The following is a 13018-nucleotide window of genomic DNA, read 5'->3' on the forward strand; positions in this document are numbered from 1 at the left end:
CGGGCCGCCGCCCGCGCCCGCCGGGCCGCCGCCCGCGCCCGCCGGGCCGCCGCCCGCGCCCGCCGGGCCGCCGCCCGCGCCCGCCGGGCCGCCGCTCCCGCCGGCCGTGCCGCCGCCACCCGCGGGCGGCGCGGCGACGGTCCACTTCAGCGTCGCGGGCGTCGCGTCGGCGTTGCCGGCCTCGTCGGTCGCGAACGCCTCGACGTCGTGGGCGCCCGGGGCGAGCGCCACGTTCGCGTCGCACGGCCCGTACGGCTGCGCGTCGATCCGGCAGCGGTACGTCACGCCCGCCTCGTCGGCGCCGAGGGCGAAGCCACCGTCGGTGGCGCGGATCGTCGTCTCCGGGGCGGTCGTGTCGATCGTGAACGTCCGCTCCGCCGGGAAGAGGTCGACGGTGCCCGCGCCCACGCCGCGGACCCGCAACGTGTGCCGGCCTTCGGTGAGGTCGGGCAGCGAGAGCGGCGTGCTGACGCCCGCCGTGCCGAACCCGCAGCCCGCGAACGCGGCGCCGTCGAGCGAGCACTCGAAGCGGTCGGCGACCAGCGAGCGCGCCTCGAAGTCGACCGAGCGGCGGTGGGCGCCCTCCGGCGGGGCGACCGGCAGCGTCGTGTCGACCACCGGCAGCGGCAGCTTCACGATCGGGCTCGAGTTGCCGCTCGGGTCGGTCCCGTAGACCCACACGTTGTGCGCGCCCTCGCCGAGGTGCAGCCGCTGGCCCGCCTTGCACGGCGCGTAGCTGCCGCCGTCGAGCGAGCAGCGGTAGGTCACGCCGGGCTCGCTGTCGGTCCAGTCGAGCTTGAAGTAGCCCTCGTTGCCGGCGACCGGCGTCGCCGTCGCGCCGGTCACCGCCGGAGGCTTGCGATCGACGAAGTGGGCGACCGGGGCCCACACCTTGGTCGAGTCGCCGGGCGCGGTGACCTCGCAGTACATCCCCATGTCGCCGTCACAGCCGACCCAGCCGGTGAACTCCCACCCAGGCGCGGGGACGGCCCAGAACACGATCCCGGCGGCGACGGACTGCTTCCAGTTCGGGCACGTCTTGCGGGTCGTGTTCGTGACCGGCGCCGATTGGCTGCATTCGGCGACCGAGCCGCGGGCCGGGATCGTTCCGGCGCCCTGGATCTCCATCGTGACGTCCACGGTTCCGGCGAACGCCGCCGAGGCGGACGCGCCGCCGGCCGCGAGCGCGGCGACGAGCAACGCGAGGGTACGCGCGAGCATTGGGTGCTCCTCGGTGTGAGCTGCCGGTCCGCGGCGGGCATCTGGCCCGCTGCCGGTCAGCTGAGGTTGAGTGGGAGGCTAAGCCCGCCCGGCGAGGCGTTCTGCGTCAGATCGCCCGCGGCGAATGTGTCGTTTGACACAGACGAGGGGTTCCTTGTGGCAAATGACACAGTATGGTTTGTGAGGACAGCCACCTGTTCGGAGAGGAGCGGTCGTGAAGGTCCGAGACGCAATGACAGGCGACGTCCTGACGATGACGCCCGGACGCAGCCTGCGGGAGGCGGCGAAGTTCATGGCGGACCACAACGTGGGCGCCGTGGTGATCGAGGATCCGGAACAGCCCGGGCCCGGGATCTTCACCGAGCGTGACCTCGTACGGTCCATCGGCAAGGGCGAGGATCCCGAGACGGAGCACGTCGCCGAGCACCTCACGTCCAACGCCGCGTTCGCCGATTGCGAGTGGGACCTCGAAGAGGCCGCCGACACGATGGCCAAGGGCGGTTTCCGCCACCTCGTGGTCGTCGACCATGGGGCACTCGTCGGGATCATCTCGATGCGCGACATCATGCGGGTGTGGCGACCGAGCGCACGTCCGACAGTGTCCACGTAGCCGCCGTCGCGGAGGCGCGCCGCGTCCGCGGGTCGGTCAACCTCGATCCCGCGGACGGGCGTCGCTGGAGCGCGATCGTCTCCGCGATCGACGGCTCGCTCGAGCTGCGCGTCTCCGAGCCGCGGAAGCGCCGGTTCTGGCGCAACGAAGGGCCGGAGCTCAACTGGCTGATCGAGCACGGGTTCACCAAGGCCTATGACTGCTGGGTGCTGCCGTTCGACGCGGCGACGCCGGACGAGGAGGTCGCCGAGCGCTGGATCGAGACGCTGGCGGGCGCGCACGGACTCGCGGCGGACGAGGTCGAGCCGGGATACCCGGGCCGCGGCGTGCCCGAGGACGACGTGCCGCCCGCCTCGGCGCCGCACGCCGACCATCTCGCCGTGGCGCTGCACGCGATCGTCCGCGGCGAGTTCAACCGCATGAACGTCTTCGGCGGACGCCCGTCGGAGCTCTGGGCGTGGGTCTGGGACGTCGTCGACGAGCCCGGCCTGCGGGTCGAGCGCCAGCATCGCGACGACCCCGACAACGAGATCGACCAGTGGCACATCGAGCGCTCGCAGGCGGGCTGCATCAACGGCGCCGAGCAGTTGCTGCGCCAGATCGAGGGCGACTGGCCGGACGCGCGCCGGGTCCCGCTCTTCATTCACCTGCTGACGCCGCGCGAGGGATAGCGTTCGCACATGCCTTCAGTCGCGATCGTGGGTGGCGGGTTCGGCGGCGTCGGCGCGGCGGCGCTGCTGCGCCGCGCCGGATACGCCGACGTGACGCTGTTCGAACGCGGCGAGCGCCTCGGCGGCGTTTGGCACCACAACACGTACCCGGGCGCCGCGTGCGACATCCCGTCGCACCTGTACGAGTTTTCGTTCGCGCCGAACCCGCACTGGTCGCGCCGCTACGCGCCGCAGGCCGAGATCCAGGCCTACGTCGAGGACGTCGCGCGGCGCTCGGGCGTCGAGGCGCGGACGGAGACCGAGGTCACCGCCGCCCGCTGGGACGGCGCACGCTGGCAGTTGCAGACGAGCGGCGGACCGTTCGCCGCCGACGTGCTGCTGACCGCGTGCGGGCAGCTCTCGCAGCCGAGCATCCCGCCTCTGCCGGGCCTCAAAGACTTCGAGGGAGACGCCTTCCACACCGCGCAGTGGCGCCACGACGTGCCGCTGGCCGGCAAGCGCGTCGCGGTGATCGGCAGCGGCTGCAGCGCGGTCCAGGTCGCCCCGGCGATCGCGGACGAGGTCGCCTCGCTCACGGTCTACCAGCGCTCACCCGCCTGGACGATCCCGAAGCTCGACTTCGCCTACTCGGACCGCATGCAGGCCTTGTTCGAGCGCTTCCCGGCGCTCCAGAGGCTCGACCGCGCCTCGATCTTCTACTTCCACGAGTTCTTCACCTACGGCATGACCCGCCACCGCCCGTTGCTGAAGCTGCTCGAGGGCGCCGGACGGCTGAACATCCGCAAGGGCATCAAGGACCCCGCGCTGCGCCGCCGCGTGACCCCCACCGACGAGGTCGGCTGCAAGCGGATCATGCTCACCGACGACTGGTATCCCACGCTCGCGCGGCCGGACGTCGAGCTCGTCACGGACGGGCTCGAGACGATCACGCCGACCGGGATCCGCGCCGGCGGGCGTGAGCGCGAGGCCGACGTGATCGTGCTCGCCACCGGCTTCAAGAGCCACGAGTTCGTCGCGCCGATGGAGATCGCCGGCCCGCACGCGACGCTCGCCGAGGCGTGGGCGGGCGTCGCCCGCGCCTATCTCGGCGTCACCGTCCCCGGCTTCCCGAACCTGTTCCTGCTGTATGGCCCGAACACCAACGGCGGCACCGGCTCGGTCGTCTCGACCATCGAGTCCTCGATCGCGCACGTGCTCGCGGCGTTGCGCGAGCTCGACCGCCGCGGCGCCTCGACCATCGAGGTCCGGCGCGAGGCCGCCGACGCGTTCAACGCCGACCTGCGCGAGGCGCTGGCCGGCACCGTCTGGCACTCCGGCTGCACGAACTGGTACGTCGACGAGCACGGCAACGACCCGTCGCAGTGGCCGTGGACGTGGCTCGAGTACCGCCGCCGCACCGCCACGCTGGACCCGAACGCCTACGCGCTGAGCTGAAGCTTGGCCGCCGCGGTGTCGGCGTCGGCGATCACCTCGGTCAGCCCCGCCTCGATGCCGTCCAGCGCCTGCCGGACGACGTCCGCCGGGTCGTTCTTGGGGATGTCCCAGCCGGCCATCATGTCGGTGTCCGTGCTGCTCAGGAACAGGCCGGTGACGAGCGTGTCCGGCAGCTCGAGCCGGATGCCGTTGGTCAGGCTCCAGGCCGCGGCCTTGGAGACCGCGTACGCGTTCGCGCCCTGGAACGAGAGCCACGACAGGCGGCTCAGCACGTTCAGGATGGCGTCGAGGCGCGGGGCGAAGGCGCGGACCATGTTCAGCGTGCCGAACAGGTTCGTCTCGAGCTCAACCCGAATGCGGTCGAGGTCGCCGCTGACGAGGTCGGTGCCGGTCGAGACGCCCGCGTTGTTGATCAGCAGCCGCACGTCAGGCGCGGCCTGCGCGGCCGCCGCCACCTGGGCCGGGTCCGTGATGTCGAGCTGGATGGGGATGACGCCGTCGAGGTCGATGCCGCGCGGGTCACGCGCCGCGGCGTAGACCTTCGCGGCACCGCGGTCGAGGAGCTGCATGGCGAAGTGGCGGCCGATGCCGCGGTTCGCGCCGGTGACCAGCGCGATCGTTCCGTCGATGTCCATGTTCCGCAGGCTATGCGTGTATCGATACCTGATCTGCGCTGATTGATATCTATATGCGTCATGGATGTGCTCGCCGATGTGCTCTCGCTCGCCCGGGTCCACGGAACGCTCGGAGCGCGGATCGAGGCGGGTGCGCGCTGGGGCTGGTGGGCGACCGGCATCAGGGGCGCCGCGTTTCACGCGGTGACCTCGGGCACGGCCTGGCTCGCGCCGCGCGGGCAGGCCCCGCGGCAGCTGCTGCCCGGCGACGTCGTCCTTCTCCCCCACGGCACCGAGCACGCGATCGGCGCCGACGAGGCGACCGTCGCCGCCACCGGCCCGGACAACTCGAGCGGCTACGAGCGCGCCGGCGGCGCCGTCGTCCGGATCGGCTCCGGCGACACCCGCACCCACATCCTCTGCGCGCACTACGAGCACGACCCGGCGATCTCGCTCTTCGCGCCGCTGCCCGACGTGATCCACATCCAGGGCGCCTACGAGCTCGACGACACCGTCCGCCTCCTCGGCCGCGAGCTCGCCTCCCCCGGCCTCGCGACCGGCGTCGTGCTCGACCGGCTCGTCGACATCCTGCTCGTCCAGCTCCTCCGGGCGTGGCTGGCGACCGCGCCCGTCGCCGTGCCCTCGTGGCTCGGCGCGCTGCGCGACCCGGTCGTCGGCGACGCGGTGTCACTCCTGCATGCCGCGCCCGACCGCGACTGGACCAACGCCGCGTTGGCGCGCGAGCTCGCGGTCTCCCCCGCGACCCTCGGCCGCCGCTTCGCCACCGCGCTGGGCGAGACGCCCGCCGCCTACCTGACCCGCTGGCGGATGGACCTCGCCGCCCGCCGCCTGCGCGACACCGACGACCCGCTCGCCGCGGTCGCCCGCTCGGTCGGCTACACGTCGGTCTACGCCTTCAGCCGGGCGTTCAGCCGCACCCGCGGCCTCCCGCCGGGTCGCTACCGCGCGGCCGCCTGAAAGCCGGGGATCCGCGCCATGAGGCGCTGCAACTCGGCCTCCTCCGAAACGCCCTGGAAGTCGTGGCGGGGCGTGTACGGGCGCTCCAACCGCTCGATCTCGTCGGCGGTCAGGTCGATCGCGAGCGAGGCGACCGCGTCGTCGACGTGCGACGTCCGCCCCGCGCCGACCAGCGGCGCGACGACCACCGGGTTCGCCCGCAGCCACGCCAGCGCGATCTGCGCGCGCGACACCCCGCGGTCGGCCGCGATCTCGCCGACCGCGTCGACGATCGCTCGATCGGCCTCGACCTCGCGGTAGAGCAGGTCGGCGTACCAGCCGTCGGTCTCCGCGCGCGCCGTGTCCTCACCCCACGGGCGGGCGAGGCGACCGCGGGCGAGCGGGCTCCAGACGATCGTGCCGACGCCCTCGTCGGCGCACAACGGGAGCATCTCGCGCTCCTCCTCGCGGGCGAGCAGGTTGTAGTGGTCCTGCATCGAGACGAAGCGCGCCCAGCCGTTGCGCTCCTGCAGATGCAGCGCCTTGGCGAACTCCCACGCGTGCATCGAGGAGGCGCCGAGGTAGCGGACCTTGCCGGCCTTCACGAGGTCGTGCAGCGCCTCGAGCGTCTCCTCCAGCGGCGTCGACTGGTCGAGGCGGTGGACCTGGTAGAGGTCGACGTAGTCCGTCCCCAGCCGCCGGAGGCTGTGGTCGATCTCGGTCATGATCGCCTTGCGCGACAGGCCCTTGCCGTTCGGCCCGGGGCGCATCGGATGGCGGACCTTGGTGGCGATCACGACGTCGTCGCGATCGGCGAAGTCGCGCAGCGCCCGCCCGAGGATCTCCTCGCTCGAGCCCTGCGAGTACATGTTCGCCGTGTCGAAGAAGTTGATGCCCGCGTCGAGCGCGTGCTTGATGAGCGGGCGGCTCGCCTCCTCGTCCAGCGACCAGACCGGATGCCCGCGGTCCGGTTCGCCGTAGGTCATGGCGCCGATCGCGATCGGCGAGACGTCCAGGCCGGTGCGGCCCAGCTTGATGTAGTCCATCGATGCTCCTAGAGTCTTCGTAAGCGGAGAACTCTCCACAAGGTACCGGAGAACTCTCCGTTTATCAACGCATGACGCCTCGAAGCGACGCCCAGCTCAATCGCGACCGCATCCTCCAGGTCGCCCACGACGCCCTCGCCGAGGACGCCGCGGCGTCGCTGAACTCGATCGCCAAGCGGGCGGGTGTGGGCGCGGGCACGCTCTACCGGCACTTCCCGACGCGCGAGGACCTGATCCTCGCGGTCTACGCGCGCGACGTGCAGCGCCTCTCGGCTTCCGTCGAGGAGGTCCTGGAGGAGCACGAACCGCTCGACGCCCTGCGAGTCTGGTTCGAACGCCTGGCCGAGTACGTGCGCATCAAACACGGGCTCGGCGAGGCCTTGAACACCGCCGCGGCGCAGGCCGTCATCGCCGAGTCCTACGCGCCGGTCAACGCCGCCGTCGGCACGCTGCTCGAGGCCTGCGACGGTCTCGTCCGGCCTGATCTCGAGCCCGCGGACGTCGTGCTGCTGATGAGCTTCCTCTGGCGCGCGGGCTCACCCGAGCAGGCGGCGCGCACGCTCGAGCTCGCGATCGACGGCGTGCGCGCCCGCTAGAGCGGCTGGCGGCCCGCGTAACCCGCGTCGAGCGAGTGCCAGAACCCGATCTCGCTCTCGCCGTCGATCCAGCAGAGGTAGACCTCTTCCTCCTCGCGGAACGACGGGAAGTCGATCAGTCCGCTGTCGAGGTCACGCAGGACGATGCCACGGTGGTCGAAGGCCGCGATGCCGTTCTGAAGCTCGACGAACGCCTCCCCCACCTGCTTGCCGGGGTGGCCGCCGCCGTTGGTGGGCGAGCCCTCGGTCAGCGCCTGGCGCGCCTCCTGGTCGGTCAGGCGCGCGCGGGCGTCGCGCAGCGCGGCGAGCTTGTCCACCACCCAGGGGATCTGGGCGTTGGCTTCCTCGAGCGTGAAGTGGCGGGAATGGCGCATGTCAGTCCCCGGCACCGTACGGGGAAACGGTGAACGACCGCACCGTGCGTCCGCGGATCACCGCTGACAACCGGTCGATGACGTTGGGCGGCCCGCCGACCTGGGACTCCTCCAGCACGAGCGCCCACTGGTACTGCCAGAGCTTGTTCTTGCCGTACAGCTCGTTGAAGCGCTTGAGCTCGGGATAGAGCTCGCGGACGCGGTCGAGCGAGTCGCCGATCTTCAGCCCGCGCTCGGTGGTCCACTGCCGGCCGGTGATGACGATCTGCTGCACGGGCGTGGTCGACGCGCAGGGCGGGCCGCCGCCGAAGTCGGCGGTGACGATCCGCACGCCGAGTTGCTTCCACTTGTTCGGGCACCCGGAAGGGCTCTTGCCGTCGGGCTTGCCGTAGGCCTTGATCGCGTTGCGCCGGTTCGGCGTCACGCCACCCGGGAACGAGTGCTCGCCGAGGCGTTGCTTGGGGTGGAAGTCTCCGACGCGGACGATCTGGCCGGAGTCCGGAACCTCGATCGTGGTCGACGGTGCGAGCAGGGCGGCGGTGAGGGCGACAGCGGTGAGCACCCGCTGATCATCGCGCGAAGCGGCGCAGGGCGTCGCTGTCGCGGACGGAGATCGAGCGCCGGCCGGTCTCGATCCAGCCCAGATCGCGCAGCGTGCGCAGCGACTTCGCGACCGCCTCGCGCGAGGCGCCGGTCCACCCGGCGAGCTCCTCCTGGGTCAGCGGCAGCGTGATCGTCACGCCGTCCCCGTCCTCGCGGCCGTGCTCGTTGGTCAACTCGACCAGGCGGCGGGACACCCGGCTCAGGGTGTTCGAGCCCGAGAACTCCTTGCGCTGGAGGTCGGCGAGCCGCAGCCGCCCGATCACGACCTCGTGGACCGCGATCCAGATCCGCGGGTACTCCTCGAGCAGGCCCCAGAAGTCCCGCGCGGCGAGCGCGATCGCGGTGCAGGGCTCCAGAGCGGTGACGGTCGCCGACCGCGGTCGGTTCTGGATCGTCGCGACCTCGCCGAGCAGCGAGCCCGGACCCATGACGCCGAGGATGACCTCCTTGCCGTCCTCGGTGAAGGTGACCGCCTTGGTGCGTCCCTCGGTCAGCACGAGGACCCGCGTCGCCTCCTCGCCCTCGCGCAGCATGATCGCGCCGCGGCGGAATTGCCGCGTGATCCCACGCGCGCGCAGGGCGCGCTCCTCCTCCTCTGCCAGCATCGCGAGGAAGTCAGGCATCGGTCCGGATCCAAACTACTCCGGTCGCCTCCACTTGTGGTTGACTTCCCGCCAACTGTGACCCTCTGGGGAGAGGGCGCGGAGGGGACAAGGAGAGGGATATGAGGTCACGCCTGGTCGCAGGGATGGCGGTAGCAGCCATGGCCGTACCGGTCGCGAGCGCATCCGCGCACCCGGCCGACTACATGTACACGCCGGGGGGCGAGTACGTGCGCGAGATCGGCAACCCGGACGACGGGGTCGGGACGTTCCTGCAGCGTGAGGTCGACACGCCGGGGTCGTTCACGCAGATCGGGCACGAGCCGCTGATGGGCCGCGGCATGAACGCCGCGATCGCGGTCCACAAGCGCTACGTGTACGTCGGCAGCCGCACCGACGGCAAGAACAACAACGCCAACCACGCCGGCATCTTCATCGTCGACGCGCAGGATCCGGCGCACCCGCAGATCGTCAAGGAGATGGGCCCGCCCTACGAGGGCCTCCCGGGCGAGTCCTCGCGCGAGCTGCGCGTGTGGCGGTCGCAGAACGTGCTGGTCGTCCTGCACACCAACTGCGGCGGCAACGGCGCGCACCAGTGCTCGATCGCGAGCCGCTCGAGCATGCGCTTCTATGACATCTCCGGCGACAAGGCCGCGAACCCGGAGCTGCTCTACCAGAACACCCGCGACACGCACGAGTTCTTCATCTGGGAGGACCCGAAGAACCCGAAGCGGGCGCTGATGTTCGCCGCGAGCGCCGGCTCGCAGTTCCAGATCTACGACATCTCGCCGGTGCTCAACAAGGAGGCGCCGGTCCAGCTCTTCAGCGGCAACCACGGGTTCGGCAACTCCAGCGGCTCGGGCATCCACTCCTTCAGCGTCTCCAACGACGGCAAGAAGGCGTACTTCGCGCTGCTCACCCGCGGGTTCGGCATCACCGACGTGTCGGCGTTCACGGACACCGACCCGACCACGAACACGTACCGGCTGATCACGCCGCAGGCCAACCGCGTGCAGTGGCCCGGCCCGGGCGCGCACAGCGCGGTCAAGCTCTGGAACAAGGACTGGGTCTACGTCTCCGACGAGGTCTACGGCACGATCACCGCGGCGGGCCACGGCTGCCCGTGGGGCTGGGCGAGGTTCATCGACGTCGCCGACGAGACCCGGCCGGTGGTGCGCAGCGAGTTCCGGCTGCCCGAGAACCAGCCGGGCCTGTGCTCGTCCTTCAACCCGCCGCGCACGTCCTACTCGGCCCACAACCCGACGCTGACGCCGAGCATCGCCTTCAGCACCTGGCACTCGGGCGGCTTCCAGGCGATCGACATCACCAACCCGAACACCCCGACGCAGCTGGCGCAGTTCAAGCCGGACCCGCTGCCGATGGTCTCGCTCGAGGACCCGCGGCTGAGCTCGGATGACATCCCGGGCCGCACGGACAACAAGGTCGTGATGTGGAGCTACCCGGTCATCCAGGACGGCCTGATCTACACGGTCGACCTGCGCAACGGCCTCTACATCCTCAAGTACAACGGCCCGTACCAGCACGAGGTCGACTCGATCGGCTTCCTCGAGGGCAACTCCAACCAGGGCGACGCGCTCTGCTACGAGCCGGTTCCCGGCCAGGTGAACGTCGACTGCTCCGCGCACGTGGACACGCCGGCGGGCGCGGGCGGGTCGGTGCCGGCGACATTGTCGCTGGCGCTCGGCACCAACGCGACGTTCGGCGCGTTCACCCCGGGCGTGGCGAAGGACTACACGACCTCGACGACCGCGAACGTGATCTCCTCCGCCGGTGACGCGGCGCTGACGTACTCCGATCCGGGCCACCTGATGAACGGGACGTTCGCGCTGCCGCAGCCGCTGCAGGTCTCGCTGAGCAAGGCCGCATGGACCGGCCCGGTCTCCAACGACCCGGTCACGATCACGTTCAAGCAGCGCATCGAGGCCACCGACGCGTTGCGCACCGGCGCCTACAGCAAGACACTGACGTTCACGCTGTCGACGACCAACCCGTAGAGACAAATCAACGGGAGGGCCGGTGCGACACGCCGGTCCTCCCGCTACCTTCGCCTTCCTCTCATGCAGCGATCATCTCTCGCCTCGCTCCTGCTCGTCGCCATGCTTGCCGCAGCGTGCGGCGGCTCTGACGCCGAGACCGCGTCGACCACCGCGCCGGGTTCCGGCACCGACGTGCTCTCGATCGCGATCGACCCCGCCGACGGCACGCTGCTCGCCGGCGGCGGCCCGGCCTTCTACCGCCTCAAGCCGGGCGCGAAGGCGCCGGAGGCCGCCACGGGGAACATCAAGACCGACAAGGGGTCGGGGACGCTGACCAAGGACGTCGTGGCGCGCTTCACGCCCGACGGGGCGATCATCGCGTCCGGCCACTCGGGCGAGGCGTCGCTGCCGGCCGTGCTCGGGCTCGTCCGGTCGACCGACGAGGGCGAGACCTGGCAGCCGATCTCCGGCCTGGGCGAGGCCGACTACCACGAGATCGAGATCGACGGGAACCGGATCCTCGCCCTGCGCTACGAGGACCCGGGGATGATCCAGATCTCCAGCGACGGCGGGAAGACGTGGGACACCCGCGAGGCGCCCTCGGTGGCCGCGCCGATCGACATCGCCGTCAACCCGGGCAACAAGGACCAGTGGGCGGTGTCGACCGACCAGGGCACGTTCATCTCCGCCAACGGCGGCAAGTCCTGGCGCCAGTGGGACACGACCTTCGGCCCCCGGATCGCCTGGGTCAAGCCCGACGCCCTCTACCTCGCCGGCAAGGACGGCAAGGTCAAGGTCTCGCCCGACGCCGGGAAGACCTGGAACGACGCCGGCGCGATCGGCGCCGGCCCGAAGGAGCTGACGTTCAGTGCCAAGGGCGACCTCTACGCGTCGGTCGCGGGCGGCGCGATCAAACGCTCCTCCGACGGCGGCAAGACCTGGACCGAGGTGGTGAAGCTGGGCTAACGCCTCGGGGCCCGGCGAAGCCGAACCCCTAGACTCGAAGGCGATGGCCTTCGAGCGCGACGGGATCGGGCATGAGGAGATCAGGCCCGGTCACGCCGGCATCGTGGCCGTCGGCACGCTCGCCTGCCCGCGCTGCGACGCCCCGGTCGCCCCCGGCAACACGCCGCTCCGCATCACGCAGTCGATCGAGTGCCCGTACTGCGGCGCGTTCGGCCGCGTGCGCGACTTCCTCTCGCTGGCGGCCCCGACGCGCCCGGCGCGCGTCGAGATCCGCCTACGAGGTTTCAAGTTGCAGTGACCCCGCCCCGGCGACACCGCCTCGCCGACCACCTCGTGCCGGTCTACGACGAGGGTCGGACCCCCTCGTCGGGGACACCGCTCCACAGCCTCCCGCCTGCACCGCTTGGCCCGACTGAGTCGATGATCCTTCGCGATCTGCAGCAAGCGCGTTCGCCGGAGGCGGTCGAGGACGGTGCCACTCGAGCCCTCGTGGCGGGCTTCTCGCAGACCGCAGTCGTGGCTGCGTCTCAGCTCAGCGCAGAGCACGTTGCGCGCCTGGGCCGGCGTGTGAGGCGGAATGAGAGCGAACGCTGGTTTGAGGCGTACCTGCGGCAGACGGGACACGGTGGGTGGGATCGGCACGAGCCAGACCTCGGCGTCCCTGTTCGACCGGACTACCTGGTCGAGAAGGCCGGACACTCCGCCGTGGTCGAGGTGAAGGAGTTCGTCGGCTCCGACTATCTACACGCGCAGAACGCGGCGTTCGCCGCGGGCGAATCCGTGTACGAATCCTCCGGAACCGACGCTCTCAACCTCGTACGTCGGAAGATCAACAGGGCGGCGAAGAAGCTCGTCAAGCTCAAGGAGTACGGACGACCGCTCGTCGTCCTGCTCGTGAACCCGCGCGGACTCGATATCAGCGGCGTTCTGTGGCCCACTCAGGTGCTCTGGGCGATGTACGGAGATCCGAGTCCGGGAGCTGTGACGGGGCGCAACGGCGAACTGAGCGCGCAGCACTCATACCTCAGCGCGATCGTGTTACTGCGACGGCACCCAAGCTGGCAGGCGGTGTACGGGCCCTGGCGACGAGACCACGCGACCGGGATCGAGGGTTATCTCGTCCAACGGGACGAATTCTTCGTCCAGGTCTTCCATACGGCCGCGGCACAGACAGGCCAGGCCGTTGCGGTATCCCCGGAGATCTTCGACGGACCCCATGACCAACACTGGTACACAGCTTTCGACAACAATCGTTTGGTGCAGCGTCGCGGTCCAGAGCGCTGGTTGGGATACCCGGAGGCCCCGGATTGAACCGATGCGGAGCCTG

Annotated in this window: 14 protein-coding genes and 1 pseudogene; 9 read left to right on the forward strand and 6 right to left on the reverse strand. The window is 70.8% G+C overall.

Going from position 1 to position 13018, the window contains the following annotated elements:
- Positions 1-1221, reverse strand: a pseudogene (locus G569_RS48730) (hypothetical protein); the annotation flags it as partial.
- A 232-nt stretch (positions 1222-1453) separates the two neighbouring features.
- On the opposite strand from G569_RS48730, the gene G569_RS0115270 reads away from it, so the two are divergent.
- From G569_RS0115270 to G569_RS0115280, 3 genes are read left to right on the forward strand one after another with little or no spacing between them, the layout of a single operon-like run.
- Positions 1454-1831, forward strand: a complete 378-nt coding sequence (locus G569_RS0115270; protein ID WP_245602494.1) for a CBS domain-containing protein — start codon at positions 1454-1456, stop codon at positions 1829-1831.
- Positions 1795-2502, forward strand: coding sequence for a hypothetical protein (locus G569_RS0115275; protein ID WP_028064035.1), 708 nt, complete (start codon positions 1795-1797; stop codon positions 2500-2502). The genes G569_RS0115270 and G569_RS0115275 overlap by 37 nt, the downstream gene beginning before the upstream one ends.
- 9 nt (positions 2503-2511) lie before the next feature.
- The gene (locus G569_RS0115280; protein ID WP_028064036.1) at positions 2512-3936 is read left to right on the forward strand and encodes a flavin-containing monooxygenase; all 1425 of its coding nucleotides are present in this window, start codon (positions 2512-2514) and stop codon (positions 3934-3936) included.
- On the opposite strand, the gene G569_RS0115285 is transcribed toward G569_RS0115280, so the two are convergent.
- Positions 3921-4571: an SDR family oxidoreductase gene (locus G569_RS0115285; protein WP_028064037.1), complete on the reverse strand. Its 651-nt coding sequence runs from the start codon at positions 4569-4571 to the stop codon at positions 3921-3923. The two genes, G569_RS0115280 and G569_RS0115285, sit on opposite strands and share 16 nt — an antisense overlap.
- A 60-nt stretch (positions 4572-4631) precedes the next feature.
- Here G569_RS0115285 and G569_RS0115290 point away from each other — a divergent pair, with 60 nt between their 5' ends.
- Positions 4632-5528, forward strand: a complete 897-nt coding sequence (locus G569_RS0115290; protein WP_028064038.1) for an AraC family transcriptional regulator — start codon at positions 4632-4634, stop codon at positions 5526-5528.
- On the opposite strand, the gene G569_RS0115295 is transcribed toward G569_RS0115290, so the two are convergent.
- Complete coding sequence (locus G569_RS0115295) at positions 5510-6553, reverse strand: aldo/keto reductase (RefSeq protein ID WP_028064039.1); 1044 nt, start codon at positions 6551-6553, stop codon at positions 5510-5512. The two genes, G569_RS0115290 and G569_RS0115295, sit on opposite strands and share 19 nt — an antisense overlap.
- 71 nt (positions 6554-6624) lie before the next feature.
- Between G569_RS0115295 and G569_RS0115300 the strand changes: the two genes are divergently transcribed.
- Positions 6625-7149 (forward strand): TetR/AcrR family transcriptional regulator, encoded by a 525-nt coding sequence (locus tag G569_RS0115300; protein WP_028064040.1) that lies wholly within the window; start codon positions 6625-6627, stop codon positions 7147-7149.
- On the opposite strand, the gene G569_RS0115305 is transcribed toward G569_RS0115300, so the two are convergent.
- Genes G569_RS0115305 through G569_RS0115315 form a run of 3 tightly spaced genes read right to left on the reverse strand, consistent with a single transcriptional unit; the run spans position 7146 to position 8749 of the window.
- Positions 7146-7523, reverse strand: a complete 378-nt coding sequence (locus G569_RS0115305) for a DUF2203 domain-containing protein (RefSeq protein ID WP_037496906.1) — start codon at positions 7521-7523, stop codon at positions 7146-7148. The two genes, G569_RS0115300 and G569_RS0115305, sit on opposite strands and share 4 nt — an antisense overlap.
- A gap of 1 nt (position 7524) precedes the next feature.
- Positions 7525-8085 (reverse strand): hypothetical protein, encoded by a 561-nt coding sequence (locus tag G569_RS0115310; RefSeq protein WP_028064042.1) that lies wholly within the window; start codon positions 8083-8085, stop codon positions 7525-7527.
- Positions 8086-8092: 7 nt separating this feature from the next.
- Positions 8093-8749, reverse strand: a complete 657-nt coding sequence (locus tag G569_RS0115315) for a Crp/Fnr family transcriptional regulator (RefSeq protein WP_028064043.1) — start codon at positions 8747-8749, stop codon at positions 8093-8095.
- A gap of 140 nt (positions 8750-8889) precedes the next feature.
- Between G569_RS0115315 and G569_RS0115320 the strand changes: the two genes are divergently transcribed.
- The 4 genes from G569_RS0115320 to G569_RS0115335 all read left to right on the forward strand — a co-directional run bounded on the left by G569_RS0115320 (position 8890) and on the right by G569_RS0115335 (position 13002).
- Positions 8890-10743 (forward strand): LVIVD repeat-containing protein, encoded by a 1854-nt coding sequence (locus tag G569_RS0115320; RefSeq protein ID WP_028064044.1) that lies wholly within the window; start codon positions 8890-8892, stop codon positions 10741-10743.
- A 63-nt stretch (positions 10744-10806) separates the two neighbouring features.
- Complete coding sequence (locus G569_RS48740; protein ID WP_053226417.1) at positions 10807-11691, forward strand: WD40/YVTN/BNR-like repeat-containing protein; 885 nt, start codon at positions 10807-10809, stop codon at positions 11689-11691.
- 43 nt (positions 11692-11734) lie between these two features.
- Entirely contained in the window at positions 11735-11989 is a 255-nt protein-coding gene (locus G569_RS0115330; protein WP_028064046.1) for a hypothetical protein, read from the forward strand.
- A gap of 122 nt (positions 11990-12111) precedes the next feature.
- Positions 12112-13002 carry a hypothetical protein gene (locus G569_RS0115335; protein ID WP_157592064.1) on the forward strand — a complete coding sequence of 297 codons (891 nt, stop codon included), beginning with the start codon at positions 12112-12114 and terminating at the stop codon, positions 13000-13002.
- Positions 13003-13018: the final 16 nt, after the last annotated feature.

Origin of the sequence: Solirubrobacter soli DSM 22325, from assembly GCF_000423665.1 — a bacterium.
Classification (GTDB): Bacteria; Actinomycetota; Thermoleophilia; order Solirubrobacterales; family Solirubrobacteraceae; genus Solirubrobacter; species Solirubrobacter soli.